This window comes from Halogeometricum limi (assembly GCF_900115785.1).
Lineage (GTDB): Archaea > Halobacteriota > Halobacteria > Halobacteriales > Haloferacaceae > Halogeometricum > Halogeometricum limi.
Genome location: NZ_FOYS01000002.1, coordinates 578,288 through 593,774, shown reverse-complemented (window position 1 = coordinate 593,774; position 15,487 = coordinate 578,288). Strand labels below are relative to the sequence as shown.

Here is a 15,487-nt window from a genome sequence, read left to right as displayed (position 1 = left end):
CGAACCTCACGAGGGCCGCGCTTAGGGTTGTCGAACGACAGAGGAGTCCGCCGCGAGGACGGCCGACGGGGCCGACGTTGATTACGCTGGCCGTCGAACCCCCGGCCATGTACGACTCGATTCTCGTGCCGACGGACGGGAGCGACGGGACGGCGAAGGCGCTCGAACACGCACTCGAAGTCGCGACGCTGTCGGGCGCGACGATACACGTGCTCTCGGTCGTGGACCGCCGACTCTACCTCGCGGCGAGCGAAGACCAGAAAGACGAGTTACGGGAGTCGCTGCACGACGACGCCGTGGCCGCCGTCGACGACGTGGCCGAGACGGTGCGCGCGTCGGACGTGTCGTGTACGACGGCCGTCCGCGACGGCGTTCCCTACCGCTGCGTGCTCGACTACGCCGACGAACACGGCGTGGACATGGTCGTGATGGGGACGCACGGGCGGACGGGACGCGACAAACTCGCCAGTCTCGGAAGCGTCACGGAACGGGTGGTGCAGAACACGAGTCGGCCCGTCCTCGTCGTGAGTATCGGTCGGGAGTGAGGCGTCCCGCGGGACGTGTCGGTCGGTGCGTCAGTCGTGGCGGAACGTCCGTCGACCGGTGAACACCATGGCGATGCCGTGTTCGTCTGCGGCGGCGATGACGTCCTCGTCGTTCACCGACCCGCCGGGCTGGATGACCGCACCGATTCCCGCTTTCGCGGCCTCCTCGACGCCGTCCGGGAACGGGAAGAACGCGTCCGAGGCCATCACGGCTCCCTCCGGTCCCTTCCCCTCGGCGTGTTCTTCGGCTTTCATCGCGGCGAGGCGGACGGCGTCGACGCGGGACACCTGTCCCATCCCGACGCCCACCGTCTCCGTCCCGTCGGCGAACACGATGCCGTTGGACTTCACGTGCTTCAGCACCTTCCACGCGAACAGCATCGTCTCCAGTTGCTCGTCGGTGGGTTCGGTGTCCGTGGCGACGTCCAGGTCGTCCTCGGTCGGTGCCCAGAGGTCACGCTCTTGGACGAGTCGGCCGCCGACGAGCGACTTCTCCGTCAGGCGGTCGGTTCGCTCGCCGAGTTCGCCCACGTCGAGGACGCGGAGGTTCTGTTTCGAGGTGAGCACGTCGAGTGCGGCGTCGGTGTAGCCGGGCGCGACGACGACTTCCTTGAACGAGTCGATTATCTGTTCCGCCGTCTCGGCGTCGCACTCGCGGTTGAGCGCGACGATGCCGCCGAACGCGCTCATCGGGTCCGTCGCGAGTGCGTCCTCGTACGCCGCCGCGAGCGTGTCCGCGGTGGCACAGCCCGCGGGGTTGGCGTGTTTGATGACGGCCGCGGCGGGTTCGTCGAACTCCTTGATGAGGTTGAGCGCGCCGTCGGCGTCGTTGTAGTTGTTGTACGACAGCGCCTTCGCGCCCTCGTTCAGTTGCGTCGCGCGGACGACAGACGCCTCCTCGCAGGCGTCGTCGGCGTAGACGGCGGCGTCCTGGTGTGGGTTCTCGCCGTAGCGCAGTTCGTCCACCTTGTCGTCGGAGACGAGGCGGCGTTCGGGGAAGTCGCCCCCTTCGTCGCCGTCGACGGTCACGGTGTCGCCGTCGACGTCGATTCGGCCCTCGGCGAACCAGCGGACCGCACGCGGGTAGGCGGTGAACTCCGCCTCGTGGAGGACGCGCGTCTTCAGCGAGTCCTCGTCGTCGGACTCGTAGACGGGGACGGACTCCTGCGTCACGATGGGGCCGGCGTCGACGGCTTCGGTGACGACGTGGACCGTACAGCCGGTCATCCGGACGCCCGCGTCCAGCACCTGTTCGTGCGCGTCCATGCCGGGGAACGAGGGGAGAAGCGACGGGTGGACGTTGAACGTCGTCGGCGCGCCCTCCACGAACGTCTCGGTGAGGATGCGCATGTAGCCGTCCAGACAGACCAGGTCGAAGTCGTACCCCGAGAGCGTGTCGAGGATGCGCGTCTCGTGTTCCTCGCGGGACTCGTCGGCGTCGCGTTCGACGACTTCCGTCGGGATGCCGCGTTCGGCCGCCGCGTCGAGGACGGGCGCGCCCTCCTCGTTCGCGAGGACGACGGCGAGTTCCGCGCCGCCGGGTGCTCGCTCGTCGATGTGAAGCAGGTTCCGCCCGCGATTGCTCGCCAGACCGGCAATCTTGGTCATGTTCGAAGTCCCTCGGGCCGAGAGAAAAACAGTTGCGGTCTCTCCGGGGTGAGTATGCACGTTCGAGTATACAAAGAGGGGTAGTGAGGCGAAGAGGACGGCGAGGTATGCACGAGAGTGGGATAGTCCATCGATACGCTTTTGCACCGTCCGCAGGCATCCTCGCGCATGGACGACCTCTCTCGTTCGGACCCGCTCGCCGCCGTCTCGCCGCTGGACGGCCGATACGCCGGTCGAACCGCACCGCTCGTTCCCTACGCGAGCGAAGCCGCACTGATGCGTGCCCGCGTCCGCGTCGAAGCCGAGTACCTCCTCGCACTCGCGGACCTGGAAGCCACGTCGCTCACGCTCTCCGAGGGCGAACGCGAGGCTATCGCCGGACTCGCCGACGCGTTCGACGGCGACGACGCGCGACTCGTCAAGCGACTGGAGACGGAGGGCGCGGCGGGGTACGCGGCGACGAACCACGACGTGAAAGCCGTCGAGTACTTCCTCCGAACGGAGACGCCGGAACGGGTCCACCCGTGGATTCACTTCGGCCTCACCTCGGAGGACGTGAACAACCTCGCACAGCGACTCCTCGCGAAACCGGCCGTCGAGGAGGTGTTGGTTCCCGCAATCGGAGACGTGCGCGACGAACTGACGACGCTCGCTCGGGAGCACCGTGCGACGCCGATGCTCGCGCGGACGCACGGGCAACCCGCGACGCCGACAACGTTCGGAAAGGAGATGGCCGTCTACGCCGCCCGTCTCGGCCGACAACTCGCCAGAGTGACGCGGGCCGCGGACGGCCTCTCGGGGAAACTCGCCGGGGCGTCGGGGACGTACGCCGCGCACGTCGCCGCCTACCCCGACGTGGACTGGCGAGCGTTCTCCCGCGAGTTCGTCGGCCGTCTCGGCCTCGAACACACCGCGCTGACGACGCAGGTGAACCCCTGTGACGACCTCGCGACGCTCTTCGACGCCCTCCGGGGCGTCAACAACGTCCTCCTCGACCTGGACCGCGACGTGTGGCTCTACGTCTCCCAGCGCTACCTCGGACAGGAGACGACGGAGGGGGAGACGGGGTCGTCGACGATGCCGCACAAGGTGAACCCCATCGACTTCGAGAACAGCGAGGGCAACCTCTCGAAGGCGAACGCCGACCTCACGTTCCTCGCGGACTACGTGACGAACTCGCGACTCCAGCGCGACCTGTCGGACTCGACGGTGAAGCGGAACGTCGGCGCGGCGTTCGCGCACTGTCTCATCGGCTACGGGAAGACCGACGCGGGTCTGGGGAAGGTCGTCCCCAACGAACGGGTGATGCGCGAGGAACTAGAGGGTCACCCCGAACTCATCGGGGAGGCGGTCCAGACAATCCTCCGTCGCGAGGGCGACACCGAGGCGTACGAGCGGGTGAAAGCGCTCACGCGCGGGCGTGCGGTGACCTTGTCGGACTTCCGCGACCTGTTCGACGAACTCGACGTCTCGGCGTCGGTGCGCGAGGAACTCCGCGCGCTCTCGCCGGAGACGTACGTCGGCCTCGGCGACGAACTCGTGGACGAACTCGACGACTGACCGGCCGGTTCGGCGGGCGAACGGTGCGGCGAGCGAACGGTCCGGGGGCGAACCGCTCTTTCTCGGCGTGGTCGCTCACGACGTGTGAAAGTGGCACGGGTGCGGTGAGCGCGAACAGGAGTTGGGCTGGACAGACTGTGACGCGTCGTGGGCTGGCACGACGTGGCACTCACCGTGGTCAATCCTTTACTCATGATAGAATAAATCTTTTGGTGGGGTAGCTCATACGGACGGGGTATGAGAGCTATCGCAGTGAAGCAGGGTGAACGACGACCGGTCCTCGTGGACAAGCCACGCCCGGTACCAGACGCCGGACAGGCGCTGGTTCGGACGCTCCGCGTCGGCGTCGACGGGACCGACCACGAGGTCATCTCCGGCGGACACGGGGGGTTTCCCGAGGGAGAAGACCACCTCGTCCTCGGACACGAGGCTGTGGGCGTCGTCGAAGAGCCCAACGGGACGCGTTTCGACGTCGGTGACGTCGTCGTCCCCACCGTCCGACGGCCGCCCAACGGCGGCAACGAGTACTTCGAACGCGGGGAGGCCGACATGGCACCCGAGGGGATGTACCACGAACGGGGCATCGTCGGCGACCACGGGTTCATGGCGGAGTACTTCGTCAGCCACGAGGACTACCTCGTGAAGATTCCCGCGTCGTTGGCCGACCTCGGATTCCTCGTCGAACCCGTCTCCATCACCGAGAAAGCCGTCGAACTCGCCTACGCCTCCCGGTCGAGTTTCGAGTGGGACCCCGAGTCGGCCATCGTCCTCGGCAACGGGAGCCTCGGACTCCTGACGCTCGCACTCCTGCGCGACCAACTCGGCTACGAGCGTCTGTACTGTCTGGGCCGCCGCGACCGACCGGACCCGACGATAGACATCATGGAGGAACTCGGCGCGACGTACGTCGACTCGCGCGTCACGCCGGTGTCCGCCCTCGCCGAGGAGTACGAGGCGATGGACCTCGTCTACGAGGCGACGGGGTATGCGAAACACGCTTTCGAGAGCGTTCACGCCCTCGCGCCGAACGGTGTCGCAGCACTCCTCGGCGTCCCCGGGTCGTGGGAGTTCGAGGTGGACGGCGGCGACATCCACAGAGAACTCGTCTTGCACAACAAAGCGCTCGTCGGGAGCGTCAACTCGAACGTCTCGCACTTCGAGTCGGCCGTCGACGCACTCGCGGAGATGCCCGAGTGGTTCACCGACGCACTCGTCACGAACGTCTACGGCCTCGACGACTTCGCGGCGGCATTCGATGACGACGATACCACTATAAAAACCGCCGTTCAATTCAGCACGTATGAAGAACGTCGATGACCTCATCGCGAGCGCGGCAGAACTCGCGGACCGTGGTCTGTCCAAAGGCGAAATCGCGGACGAGTTGAACGTCTCGCGCGAGACGGCGAGTTGGCTGGTCGACCGAAGCGGTGCGTCGAGTCCGTCCCAGGGGAGCGACGCCGCCCCCCCGAGTGGGCCGCAGGACATCCACGTCGACTGGAGCGCCATCGGGCGCGACTCGAAGCGGATGGACTACGTCGCCCGCGCGATGGCGGACCTCCTGGAAGACGACGGGGAGGAAGTCGACCTCACTATCGGCATCGAGAAGGCAGGCGCACCCCTCGCGACGTTCGTCGCGCAGGCACTCGACACCGACCTGGGGACGTACGCGCCCGCGAAACATCAGTGGGAAGAGGGCGATATCGACGAACTCGGCGGGTCGTTCTCGCGGAACTTCGCGCAGATTCGCGACCGCCAGTGCTACGTCGTCGACGACACGGTCACCTCTGGGACGACGATGAAAGAGACCATCGACGCCATCCGCGAGGAGGGCGGCGAACCCGTCGCCTGCGTGGTCGTCGTCGACAAGCAGGGTCTCGAAGAGCTAGACGGCGTCCCCGTCTACTCGCTCATCGACGTCGTCGGCGTCGGGCGCGAGTAACCGCGTCTCAGCGGCGACGACGCAACCCCTTTGTCGCGTCGCTACGTATCCCCGCACATGACCTTCCAACCCGGGAGCGACCTGTCCGAAGACGAGATTCAGGCACACGTCGACGAACTCATCGAGTCGAACGACGTGGTGCTGTTCATGAAGGGGAACCGTCTGATGCCGCAGTGTGGCTACTCCGCGCGCGCCATCGAACTCATCGGCAAGCACCGCGAGGAGTTCGAGACGGTGGACGTCCTCCCCGCGCTCGACGCGTACCGCGCGGCCCTGAAAGAACACAGCGGTTGGGAGACCATCCCGCAGACGTTCGTCGACGGCGAGTTCGTCGGGGGGAGCGACATCCTCGCGGAACTCGACGAACGCGACGAACTCGGCGAGACGCTCACGGCGTGAGAGCGGGGACGACCCCGCTTTCGGGTGTCGCTCGCCGACGAACGCGGCGGCGAATCCGCCGACGGCGACGACCTCTCTCGCCGAACTAAATTATCTGTCGAGCGAGCGAATCAAAGAGTAGGCCATATAAGTTCGCAGGACGTACAGTTACACAGGTATCGACGCCGCGCCGCCGCGCGCCAATACACCGATACTACCTCAAACAATGTCAGGCCGCGTATACCGACTTCATTCGACACTCGAACTGCCACTCGAAGACGTTATGGACTACTTCGAGAACGACCCCAAACTGCCGCCAGAAGTCGACGACGTCGAAGTCACTCGCCGCAACAACACGCTCATACTGAAGGCTGTCGCGGCCGACGACAACCTCAGCAAGTACACGCCGACGGCGCAGTTGAAAGCCAGCGTCACGGAGAACCGCGTGTACGAGGAGGAACCCCCGCGCGCCGGTGCCCCGCGGTGGGGCGAAGAAGAAGAGGAGATTCCCTCGGAACTCGTCGAGTTCGCCTGCTTCAAAGGCGACCGAGAGACGGTCCTGCAGAACACCGCGCTCCAGTACCCCATGTTCCTCGTCCTCCGCGAGATCGCGAAGATAGCGGAGAAGGGGACGCTCACGGCCATCACCGAGGCGGACGACGAACTGCACGCCACGCGTATCGTCGAGGGCGACGAACGCCCGGCGACCATCGAAGTGGTGGAGAACCCCTCGAAGGGTGGGTCCGGAAGCGGCGGCGTCAACTGGCGCGACAACAAGTTCATCAGCTAACTCTCCCGTCGTCTCGTCCCGGTCGTGTACCGGCGTCGGACGGAGAACGTTCACGATTTGTCGGTCGAAACTCGCACGCAGAGCGACTTCTGTCACTCCGTGCGCAACAGGACACGCGGAGATTCAGTCACTGAAACGGATAGCTTCGCGTTGGAGGCTCCTGCCGGTCGGTCGCACGGCCTGCGCCGGACAAAAGACACTTTAGGGCTGTAATTAGATGTAATTACTGTATGCCAGAAGGCTTCCCCGACTACCTCGACGTCGACTACACGGACGGCGAAGGAGAGACTCCCGACGACTATCCCACGGTGCAGCACAAGATAGAGAAGGCCATCGAAGTGACGAAGACGGGTCTCGAACAGTACGAGAACCCCGTCGTGATGTGGACCGGCGGTAAGGACTCCACGCTCTGTCTGTACTTCATCAAAGAGGTCGCCGAGAAGCACGGCTACGACGTGCCCCCGGCGGTCTTCATCGACCACTACCAGCACTTCGACGAGATTCACGACTTCGTCGACCACTGGGCCGACGAGTGGGACCTCGAAGTCATCTACGCCCGAAACGAGGACGTGGGTGCCTACGTCGAGGAGAACGAACTGACGCCCGGCGACGACATCGACATCTCGGAACTCTCCGAGCACAACCAGCACCACGTCCGCAACCTGCTCGAGTACGAGGACGAGACGTTCCCGTTCCTGCTCGACACGTACGTGGGTAACCACCTCCTGAAGACGGTGGCGCTGAACGACGCGCTCGAAGAGTACGACGTGGACGGCGTCATCTCCGGCGTCCGCTGGGACGAGCAAGAGGCCCGCGCGGACGAGACGTTCTTCTCGCCGCGTCACGACCCCGACATCTACCCGCCGCACGACCGAATCCAGACCATCCTCCAGTTCGACGAGGCGTCCGTCTGGGACACGTTCTGGAACTTCGTCGTGCCGGACACCGTCGAGGGCTTCCCCGAGGACGGTTACGTCCCGCAGTCCGCAGACGACCTGCCGAACGGACTCACGCAGGAAGACATCCCCGTCTCGCCGAAGTACTTCGCCGGATTCCGTTCGCTCGGAAGCGAAGTGTCGACGGACAAGACGACGGAGGAACCCGCGTGGTTGCAGGACATGGAGAACACGACCGAGCGCGCAGGCCGCGCACAGGACAAAGAGGACCTGATGGAACGCCTGCGCGACCTCGGCTACATGTAAGCCGGGACGTCACGGTTCACAGCCCTCCCCTCCGTGCGGACGCATATCACGTGTCCTGATACGTCCGGACGCGAACTAAACACCGATTCGGTCGCGGTACCGCTTCTCTCTCTCGTTATTCGGCGATTCGTTCCCCACGAGTGCGACTGATTCGTGCGAACAGATAGCTACGCAAAAGTAGATATCCTCACCGTACGATAGGTCGTTTCGATGACTTCCACGTTCCCTTCGTACGTTACTATCGACTACGACGCCGGCCGCGGTGAGAGCGCCGCGGACTACCCGACGCTCGACGACAAGATGGCCAAAGCCGCCGAGGTGACCCAACAGGCCCTCGAACAGTACAAGCGCCCGGCCGTCATGTGGACCGGCGGAAAAGACTCCACCGTCGTCCTCTACGTCGTCCGCGAAGTCGCAAAGGAGATGGGCGTCGACGTACCGCCCGTCGTCTTCATCGACCACTTCGAGCACTTCGACGAGACGGTCGAGTTCGTCGAACGATGGACCGACAACTGGGACCTCGACCTCGTCGTCGCGCGCAACGAGGACTTCGAGCGTCTCGGTGCCTCGCCCGGCGACGAGATTCCCCTCGCGGACCTCTCGGAGACGAACCGCCGCGAACTCGAACGACTGGCGTTCGAAGGCGACACGCTCACTCTCGATGCGGACTCCTTCGAGGGGAACCACCTCCTGAAGACGGTGGCGCTGAACGACGTCGTCACCGAGTACGAGTTCGACGGTATCTTCTCGGGCGTCCGCTGGGACGAACAGGAGTCCCGCGCGAACGAGACATTTTTCTCCGCCCGCCACGACTCGGAGAAGTACCCCCCGCACGACCGCGTCCACTCCATCCTCCAGTTCGAGGAGGCCGACATCTGGGCGGCGTTCTGGAACTACATCGTCCCCGACGCCGCCGAGGGCTACCCGGTCGGCTACGTCCCCGAGAGCGCCGACGACATGCCCGAGGGTCTCACGGCCGAAGACATCCCCGTCTCGCCGAAGTACTTCGAGGGCTTCCGTTCGCTCGGCACCGAAACCGGTTCTGCGAAGTCCGACGACCGCCCCGCGTGGGTGCAGGACCTCGGCGCGAGCAAGGAACGCGCGGGACGCGCGCAGGACAAAGAGGACTTGATGGGCCGTCTCCGCGACCTCGGCTACATGTAACTCGGTCGGCCGATACAGCCTCCTTTAGGACCGACGCCGCGACGGAACGACCAGTCCGGCCCGGTCGGTTCGACGACGAGTGGGCCGACCTGACGCGCGTCGGTTGCGTCCGTCACCGCGTGGGCGTCGGCGAACGCCACTGCCGCGTCGCTTCCGACGAACGACACGGCCGTCTCTTCTCGTTCGACGTTCACGAATCGGTTCTCCCGTGACCCGTCTCGCGCGTAGACGACCCACCCGGACGAGTCCGTGACGCGAACGTCCGCGAAGCAGTTCTCCGCCGACGCGTACAGCCACACCTCGCTCGGCGCGTCCACGACCCGCTGGGTCCCGGTCGTCCGGCCGACGCGAACGTCGGCGAAACGGTTCCCGTCCGACCTGACGAGTCCGATACCGGCGAACAGGTTCGCGTCCGCCTCGAGACGCGTCGCCTCGACATCGCTGGCGTCCATCAGGAGGACGCCCACACCGTTCGACCTCGCCGAGACGTTCGCCAGTCTCACACCGGTCGCGTCGGTCACCAACACGCCGTCGCCCGCGTTGCCGTCGACGGTCACGCCGTCGACTCGCCCGTTCTCGACGGACTGCAAGACGAGACCCGCGACGCGCCCGTCAGTCACGACGCTCTCGGTGACGGTACCGTTCCGCACCGCGCGGAAGACGACGCCGTCCTCGACGCTGCCGGTCACGCGTGCGTCCGCGAGGACGACGTTCGACGACGACTCGACGAGGACGCCGGTTGCGCTGTTCTCCGCGTCGACGTCGGCGACGGTCACGTCCGAGGCGCCCGAGACGACGACGCCGACGTCCAACCCCGCGAACCGGAAGTCGGTGACGACGACGTCCGACCCGCCGACGACGCGAACGCCGACACCCACGTGACTCGGCGTCGGCATCCCCAGTCGCTCGCCGGTCACGCGGAGGCGGTCGCTCGGCGTGACCGAGTGACCGCCGCCGTCGAGGACGACGCCACCGCTCTCGACGCGGAAGCAGTCGTACGTCTCGCTCACCACGTCTCGGGTGAGCGTGTACGCTCCCGGCGTCGTCAGCGTCGTACACGACGACAGACGCACCTGTTCGACGGCATCCACCGGTGTCGCCGATGCGTACGCTACCTCGGCACCCGCCCCTCCAACGACCACCAGTGCGACGACCAGCGTCGCCACTATTCGGTTGTTTCTCATTATGGTCACTCCGCTGGCGTCGCGCCACGGGTACCCACCACCTCGTCTCCGACGAGTCGGCACGCCCCGGCGTCACCGCCGAACGCCGAACGTACGTACGCCACAGCTCGGAATAAGTGATTTCTGAACGATATTTCAGATAGTTACCTTTCTGAAGATTTCTTCAGTCGGTGCGTTCACCCGCCGCTGAGTGGCCCGCCGACTCGCGTTCGACGCTTTCGAGAGAGAGCGTTTCGTCGGCGGTCACCACGAGGCTCTCGTCGCCCGCGAAGAACCGAACACGCACCGAGAGTGGGTCCGTCGAACGCACGTCGGTTTCACACTCGAGGTACTGCGAACGCGACCACGACGGCAGTTCGTCGAAGTCGACGCCGTGGTCGCGGAAGAACGACTTGACGACGGCGTGGTGTGTGAGTAAGCAGCCGATGTCCTCTTCGCCCCAGAATCCACAGTGGGCACACCGAAACACGGCGAACGCGTCGTTCTCCGTTAGTGGTTCGAGGCTACTTCTGCCGCTGGGTCGGTCGGATGCGCTGGTCGGAAGGGTGACCGACCCGTGGCACGCACAGCGAGGACAACTGCCGTGGGCCATCTGCTCGAACGCCGAGCGGAGACGCCTCTCGAAGGCGTCGAGTACCTCCTCGTGCGTCCGGTCCGCAAATCCGGGCGGCGGGAACGGGGCCAACGCGGCGAGGTGGGCACACCGTGTGCACTCGATAGCGAGCAGTTCGTCTTCGTAGCGCGCTTCTAACGAACCACCACAGCGGCTACACCCCCCTTCGACTTCGAACCGTTCGGTGTCGGGGTGGTCGGTCATCTCCCCGGACAGCATCGCCCAGACGACGTTCACCCCTGCCATACGGATGCCGTATCCTTCGTCGGATTTGTGCACGTACGGCCCGACCAGTTTGTTGAGATGGTAGGCGAACTGCCCCGCGTCGCGTACACCGACTCGGACTTGGAGTTTCGAGAACGTCATGGGCGCGGGCGCTGATTCCCACAGCGCACTGAGAATACGCAGTCGTGTCTCGCTGCCCAAGAGAGAGAACGCCGTGGCTGGGTTGACACCGTCGCCGTCGGTGCGTGGTTCCGTCATTCGTGTTCCCCGTAGAGGTACGACGCGTCTGTGCTAAATGATATCTCTCACCAGTTCTGATGGAAAGCCCGCGAACCGGAGAAGGTTTACCACCGACCGCGCTACCGCCAGTAATGACCGACGCTGGCGACTGGGTGAGTCTCTTCTCGGGTGGGAAAGACTCCTCGTGGGCGCTCTACCGGGCACTGGACGCGGGATTGAACGTCGCGCGACTCCTCACGGTCCACCCCGGCGACGACTCGTACATGTACCACGTCCCGGCGACGCATCTCACCGGTCTCGCCGCCGAGAGCATCGGAATCGAACTGGTCGAAGTGACGCCCGACGACTTGGGGGCCGCGGAGGCGACGGACTCGGGCGCACAGGGCGACGCCGAACTCGAACCGTTGGAGGCGGCACTCGAAGCTCTCGCGGACGAACTCGACCTCGCGGGCGTCACGGCCGGCGCCATCGAGAGCGAGTTCCAGACGAACCGCATCGAGGCGATGTGCGACCGACTGGGAATCGACCTGTTCGCGCCTCTCTGGCAGAAAGACCCGCGCGCACTCGGCGAGGCGATGATAGACGCCGGATTCGAGATTCGCATCGTCCAGGTCGCCGCGCGCGGACTGGACGAGTCGTGGCTGGGTCGGACGCTCGACCACGACGCGTTGGACGAACTGACGGAACTCAACGAGCAGTACGGCGTTCACGTCCTCGGAGAGGGCGGCGAGTTCGAGACGTTCGTCACCGACGCGCCGCACATGTCCCGCCCCATCGAACTGGAGTACGAGACGGTGTGGGAGGGAACGCGCGGCCACGTCGAAATCACGGACGCGCGTCTCGGCGAGTGAGACGATAGCTCGGTCGCGAAAGAAGCGAGGCGGACCGTTCGCGCGGCCTTACTCTAAGTGCGAGTGCGCGCCGATGAGCGCGTTCGAGAGGTCGAGGTTCTCGATGTGGGTGTCCTCGTCGACGATGGTGTTCTTGATGTCCGCGTTGCGGATGGTCGAATCGCTGAATATCACGGTCTTCTCCAGCGTCGACCCCTCGACGACGCTGTTGGCCATCACGTGGACGTTCTCGCCGAGTTCGGAGTCGGTCACCGTCGCCGACTCGTGGACGAAGTTCTCGCCGTCGAGATACCACGAGACGGCGTCGAGGTAGCTCTCGGCGGTTCCGATGTCGAACCACGCGCCGTCGAACGTGAACGCGTGGACGTCGCCCTTCTGCTGGAGCCACTGGATGAACCAGCCCGGTTCGTCGGGGTTGTTGCCGCTCTGCAGGTACTCGTCGAACTTCGGAAGCGTCTCCTCGGGGAACGCGTAGCAGGCGATAGAGACGAGCGTGCTGTTCGGGTCGTCGGGTTTCTCCTGGAAGTTGACGACGCGGTCACCCTCCAGTTCGACGAGGCCGTAGGACTTCGCGCGCTCTTTGGACCCGACGTCGTAGGCGGCGATGCACGGCGTGCCCTTCTCTTCGAAGAAGTCGACGAACTCGGAGACGTCGAACGACAGGAGGTTGTCGCCGGCGATGACGACCATGTCCTCGTCGACGTTCTCGCGGTCGATGAGCTGTTCGAGCGCGCCGACGACGCCGAACTTCTCGTCCTCCGCGACAGTCTCCTCGACGGAGAGCGTCGGCTTCTCGAACTTCGACTCCGCGAGATACTCCTCGAACGTCTCGGCGAACCGTTCGTTCGTGCTCACGAACACCTCGGATATCCGGTCGTCCTCTTCTAAGTCCTCGAAGATGACGTCGATGACCGTCTCGTCACCGACCGGTAAGAACATCTTCGGGCGGTGTTTGGTTATCGGCCAGAGTCGAGTCGCGTACCCTCCTGCAAGAACGACTGCCTTCATAGATGCAGAATCATACCCCGGTGACAAGTTCTTTTCCCCTCCTCCCCAAGATGTGATACGAATTCTGCACTCGTCTCAGCGGGTCTCGCCCTTTCTCGTCGCGTCTGTTTACTAATAAATATTAATTGTCTTCGTTACCGAGGGTTCGTTCGGATGAATTTTGTGCCGGCCGCGCCGCGCGAGAGCAAGGACTACCCGTGACGGCGCCGAAGACGAGAGCATGTCGGAGTCCGACGCAGACGCGACGACGCGACAACGAATCGCGGACGCCCTCCGCGAGCAACCGCACACGGCGACGAGTCTCTCGGAGACGGTCGGCCTCCCTCGGTCGTCGGCGTACCACCACCTCGAACACGTCGCACAGTCCGTGAACTCCGCGGACGGCGACGAACGGTTCCTCGTCGCCCCGCCGGAGTGTCGCGAGTGCGGGTTCTCGGCGTTCGACGACCCCGTGAACTATCCGTCTCGCTGTCCGGAGTGTCGCTCCGAGCGTATCGAGGAAGCGGTCTTCAAAATCGAGTAGCGGTTCGGTCGTTCGCCGGACGGTCAGAAGTCGGCGATTTCGCGGTTGTGATAGTCGAGAGCGGCGGCGTCGAGTTCGTGGTCCTCGTGGACGAACAGTTCGCGGCCGTCGACGTCGGCGTCGTAGGCGTGCGCGATGACGTGCGTGTCCGGGTCGACGGCGACCGTCCCGTAGTCGAAGTCGGCGTGGTGGTTCGGACACAGGACGAGGACGTTCTCGGCCACGTCCGGACCGTCGTGCGGTCGGCCGAGGGGTCGCAGGTGGTGTCCCTCCGCGTATCCGGAGGTCGGCCCCTGCCGTCGTCGGGCGCGACAGACCTGGCACGTGGCGTCGTACCGTTCTTTCAGTCGCCGTATCATCGCGCTGTTCCGGACGACGCGGGCGCGCGTGGTTTCGACTCGTTCCGGCGCGTCGAGGTCGGACGCCGCCTCCGCGCGGTCGATTCGCTCTCGGGTTTCGGTCCGGCGCTGGAGAGTGAACCGGTAGACGCGGCGGCCGTCGCTCTCGACTGGGTCGACGGAGACGACGTCGACTCGTCCTTGATACTCCCACCCGCTTGCGTCGCCGCGTCGGTGAAAGAAGAATATCGGGAGCGGATTGCTCCTCGCGTCCGCCAGATACCGGTTTCCGGCCGTCAGCGTCTGGTCTCCGGTCTGCCCTTCGCCGACGTAGTGAAACTGCCCGCCGGTCACGTCGTCGTCGTAGGGGCCGGTGTCCGCCGAGAACAGTCGCAGGTAGCGCTGTTCGTCGGCGTCGTAACAGATTTCGATGCCTCGACCGGTCATCCCCCGGTCGAACAGGTCGCGGAGGTCGGACGCGTCGTAAGCGTCCCCGGGAGTGAGGTCGAGGGCCGCGAGTTTCACGTCACGGCAGTGACGCCACCTCCTGAAAAACGTTCGTACTCCGAACGTTACGCGTCGATTCCGAGTTCGTCGAGGAGCGTCGTGGCCGCGTCGTGCGAGGAACCGGGACCGCGGGCCGTGATGAGGTCACCGTCGACGGTGACGCTCGTGTCCTGGTCGAGTTCGGCGTCCCAGACGCCGCCGGCGGCCTTCACCTCGTCTTCCGTCCAGTACGGAAGCTTTCGGCCGTCGGGCATCAGGTCGTTCTCGTCGACGATTCCCTCCTCCCACTCGTTGGGGAAACCGGTGACCTCGCGGCCCTCGACGAGGGAACTCCCGTCCGCCTCGCGCGTGAAGCCGAGGATACCGACGGCGTGACAGACGACGAGCGCCTTCCCCTCGTCGCCGCCGACGCTCTCTAAGAGCGCCTGTCGGACGTGCCGGTCCTGGTTGATGTCCCACGCGGTGCCGTGGCCCCCGGGCAAGACGAGAGCGTCGTAGTCCGACGCGTCCACCGTCGCCACCGGGACGGGGTTCGCCAGTCGCTCGTCGTTCTCGTGGACCTCCAGCACCTCCTCGGACGTCTCCTCGCCGACTTCGTCGGGGTCGACGGAGCGTTCGTCGACGACCGGTTTCTCGCCCGTCGGCGTCGCGACGGTGATGTCGACCCCGGCGTCCGAGAGCGTGGTCAACGGTTCGGTGCACTCTTCGCCCCAGTAGCCGGACTCGCTGACGATGAACAGCGCGCTCGTATCAGACATGGACTGGAGCGTACGGGTTCGCGAGGAAAAAGCGGCGTGGCCGCGGCAGTTCAG

Annotated in this window: 16 protein-coding genes; 10 read left to right on the top strand and 6 right to left on the bottom strand. The window is 65.2% G+C overall.

Annotated elements, in window-relative coordinates; genetic code table 11:
* Positions 1-107: 107 nt before the first annotated feature.
* The gene (locus BM282_RS07955; RefSeq protein ID WP_089878977.1) at positions 108-545 is read left to right on the top strand and encodes a universal stress protein; all 438 of its coding nucleotides are present in this window, start codon (positions 108-110) and stop codon (positions 543-545) included.
* Positions 546-575: 30 nt separating this feature from the next.
* On the opposite strand, the gene purH is transcribed toward BM282_RS07955, so the two are convergent.
* Positions 576-2,153: a bifunctional phosphoribosylaminoimidazolecarboxamide formyltransferase/IMP cyclohydrolase gene (purH, locus tag BM282_RS07950; RefSeq protein WP_089878974.1), complete on the bottom strand. Its 1,578-nt coding sequence runs from the start codon at positions 2,151-2,153 to the stop codon at positions 576-578.
* A gap of 168 nt (positions 2,154-2,321) precedes the next feature.
* Between purH and purB the strand changes: the two genes are divergently transcribed.
* From purB to BM282_RS07915, 7 genes are all read left to right on the top strand, one after another.
* Positions 2,322-3,713 (top strand): adenylosuccinate lyase, encoded by a 1,392-nt coding sequence (gene purB / locus BM282_RS07945; protein WP_089878971.1) that lies wholly within the window; start codon positions 2,322-2,324, stop codon positions 3,711-3,713.
* A gap of 237 nt (positions 3,714-3,950) precedes the next feature.
* On the top strand, positions 3,951-5,030 hold the full coding sequence (locus BM282_RS07940) for a glucose 1-dehydrogenase (protein WP_089878968.1): 1,080 nt from the start codon (positions 3,951-3,953) through the stop codon (positions 5,028-5,030).
* Positions 5,014-5,652: a transcriptional regulator GfcR gene (gene gfcR, locus BM282_RS07935; protein ID WP_089878966.1), complete on the top strand. Its 639-nt coding sequence runs from the start codon at positions 5,014-5,016 to the stop codon at positions 5,650-5,652. The genes BM282_RS07940 and gfcR overlap by 17 nt, the downstream gene beginning before the upstream one ends.
* Positions 5,653-5,709: 57 nt before the next feature.
* The gene (locus tag BM282_RS07930) at positions 5,710-6,051 is read left to right on the top strand and encodes a glutaredoxin family protein (RefSeq protein WP_089878963.1); all 342 of its coding nucleotides are present in this window, start codon (positions 5,710-5,712) and stop codon (positions 6,049-6,051) included.
* A gap of 205 nt (positions 6,052-6,256) precedes the next feature.
* Positions 6,257-6,820 carry a DUF7110 family protein gene (locus BM282_RS07925; RefSeq protein WP_089878960.1) on the top strand — a complete coding sequence of 188 codons (564 nt, stop codon included), beginning with the start codon at positions 6,257-6,259 and terminating at the stop codon, positions 6,818-6,820.
* Positions 6,821-7,050: 230 nt separating this feature from the next.
* Positions 7,051-8,022 carry a phosphoadenosine phosphosulfate reductase family protein gene (locus BM282_RS07920; RefSeq protein WP_089878958.1) on the top strand — a complete coding sequence of 324 codons (972 nt, stop codon included), beginning with the start codon at positions 7,051-7,053 and terminating at the stop codon, positions 8,020-8,022.
* 210 nt (positions 8,023-8,232) lie between these two features.
* Positions 8,233-9,186: a phosphoadenosine phosphosulfate reductase family protein gene (locus BM282_RS07915; protein ID WP_089878955.1), complete on the top strand. Its 954-nt coding sequence runs from the start codon at positions 8,233-8,235 to the stop codon at positions 9,184-9,186.
* Here the strand turns inward: BM282_RS07915 and BM282_RS07910 are convergent.
* Together BM282_RS07910 and BM282_RS07905 are read right to left on the bottom strand one after the other, a co-directional pair.
* On the bottom strand, positions 9,177-10,370 hold the full coding sequence (locus BM282_RS07910; protein ID WP_089878952.1) for a right-handed parallel beta-helix repeat-containing protein: 1,194 nt from the start codon (positions 10,368-10,370) through the stop codon (positions 9,177-9,179). The genes BM282_RS07915 and BM282_RS07910 overlap by 10 nt on opposite strands.
* 163 nt (positions 10,371-10,533) lie before the next feature.
* Entirely contained in the window at positions 10,534-11,466 is a 933-nt protein-coding gene (locus tag BM282_RS07905; protein ID WP_089878949.1) for a winged helix-turn-helix domain-containing protein, read from the bottom strand.
* A gap of 113 nt (positions 11,467-11,579) precedes the next feature.
* Between BM282_RS07905 and BM282_RS07900 the strand changes: the two genes are divergently transcribed.
* The gene (locus BM282_RS07900; RefSeq protein ID WP_089878946.1) at positions 11,580-12,299 is read left to right on the top strand and encodes a diphthine--ammonia ligase; all 720 of its coding nucleotides are present in this window, start codon (positions 11,580-11,582) and stop codon (positions 12,297-12,299) included.
* A gap of 48 nt (positions 12,300-12,347) precedes the next feature.
* Here BM282_RS07900 and BM282_RS07895 read toward each other — a convergent pair whose 3' ends face one another.
* Positions 12,348-13,307 carry a sugar phosphate nucleotidyltransferase gene (locus BM282_RS07895; protein ID WP_089878944.1) on the bottom strand — a complete coding sequence of 320 codons (960 nt, stop codon included), beginning with the start codon at positions 13,305-13,307 and terminating at the stop codon, positions 12,348-12,350.
* 220 nt (positions 13,308-13,527) lie between these two features.
* Between BM282_RS07895 and BM282_RS07890 the strand changes: the two genes are divergently transcribed.
* The gene (locus BM282_RS07890) at positions 13,528-13,830 is read left to right on the top strand and encodes a transcriptional regulator (RefSeq protein WP_089878941.1); all 303 of its coding nucleotides are present in this window, start codon (positions 13,528-13,530) and stop codon (positions 13,828-13,830) included.
* Positions 13,831-13,853: 23 nt separating this feature from the next.
* Here the strand turns inward: BM282_RS07890 and BM282_RS07885 are convergent, their stop codons facing one another.
* Positions 13,854-14,693: an HNH endonuclease gene (locus tag BM282_RS07885; protein ID WP_089878938.1), complete on the bottom strand. Its 840-nt coding sequence runs from the start codon at positions 14,691-14,693 to the stop codon at positions 13,854-13,856.
* Positions 14,694-14,740: 47 nt separating this feature from the next.
* A complete protein-coding gene (locus BM282_RS07880) occupies positions 14,741-15,433 on the bottom strand; it encodes a type 1 glutamine amidotransferase domain-containing protein (protein ID WP_089878935.1) in 693 nt (230 codons plus the stop codon).
* Positions 15,434-15,487: the final 54 nt, after the last annotated feature.

Excerpts from the sequence above, each read along its gene's own strand:
- BM282_RS07955 (WP_089878977.1), top strand. The coding sequence starts at position 108 with ATGTACGACTCGATTCTCGTGCCGACGGACGGGAGCGACGGGACGGCG.
- purH (WP_089878974.1), bottom strand. The coding sequence starts at position 2,153 with ATGACCAAGATTGCCGGTCTGGCGAGCAATCGCGGGCGGAACCTGCTT.
- purB (WP_089878971.1), top strand. The coding sequence starts at position 2,322 with ATGGACGACCTCTCTCGTTCGGACCCGCTCGCCGCCGTCTCGCCGCTG.
- BM282_RS07940 (WP_089878968.1), top strand. The coding sequence starts at position 3,951 with ATGAGAGCTATCGCAGTGAAGCAGGGTGAACGACGACCGGTCCTCGTG.
- gfcR (WP_089878966.1), top strand. The coding sequence starts at position 5,014 with ATGAAGAACGTCGATGACCTCATCGCGAGCGCGGCAGAACTCGCGGAC.
- BM282_RS07930 (WP_089878963.1), top strand. The coding sequence starts at position 5,710 with ATGACCTTCCAACCCGGGAGCGACCTGTCCGAAGACGAGATTCAGGCA.
- BM282_RS07925 (WP_089878960.1), top strand. The coding sequence starts at position 6,257 with ATGTCAGGCCGCGTATACCGACTTCATTCGACACTCGAACTGCCACTC.
- BM282_RS07920 (WP_089878958.1), top strand. The coding sequence starts at position 7,051 with ATGCCAGAAGGCTTCCCCGACTACCTCGACGTCGACTACACGGACGGC.
- BM282_RS07915 (WP_089878955.1), top strand. The coding sequence starts at position 8,233 with ATGACTTCCACGTTCCCTTCGTACGTTACTATCGACTACGACGCCGGC.
- BM282_RS07910 (WP_089878952.1), bottom strand. The coding sequence starts at position 10,370 with ATGAGAAACAACCGAATAGTGGCGACGCTGGTCGTCGCACTGGTGGTC.
- BM282_RS07905 (WP_089878949.1), bottom strand. The coding sequence starts at position 11,466 with ATGACGGAACCACGCACCGACGGCGACGGTGTCAACCCAGCCACGGCG.
- BM282_RS07900 (WP_089878946.1), top strand. The coding sequence starts at position 11,580 with ATGACCGACGCTGGCGACTGGGTGAGTCTCTTCTCGGGTGGGAAAGAC.
- BM282_RS07895 (WP_089878944.1), bottom strand. The coding sequence starts at position 13,307 with ATGAAGGCAGTCGTTCTTGCAGGAGGGTACGCGACTCGACTCTGGCCG.
- BM282_RS07890 (WP_089878941.1), top strand. The coding sequence starts at position 13,528 with ATGTCGGAGTCCGACGCAGACGCGACGACGCGACAACGAATCGCGGAC.
- BM282_RS07880 (WP_089878935.1), bottom strand. The coding sequence starts at position 15,433 with ATGTCTGATACGAGCGCGCTGTTCATCGTCAGCGAGTCCGGCTACTGG.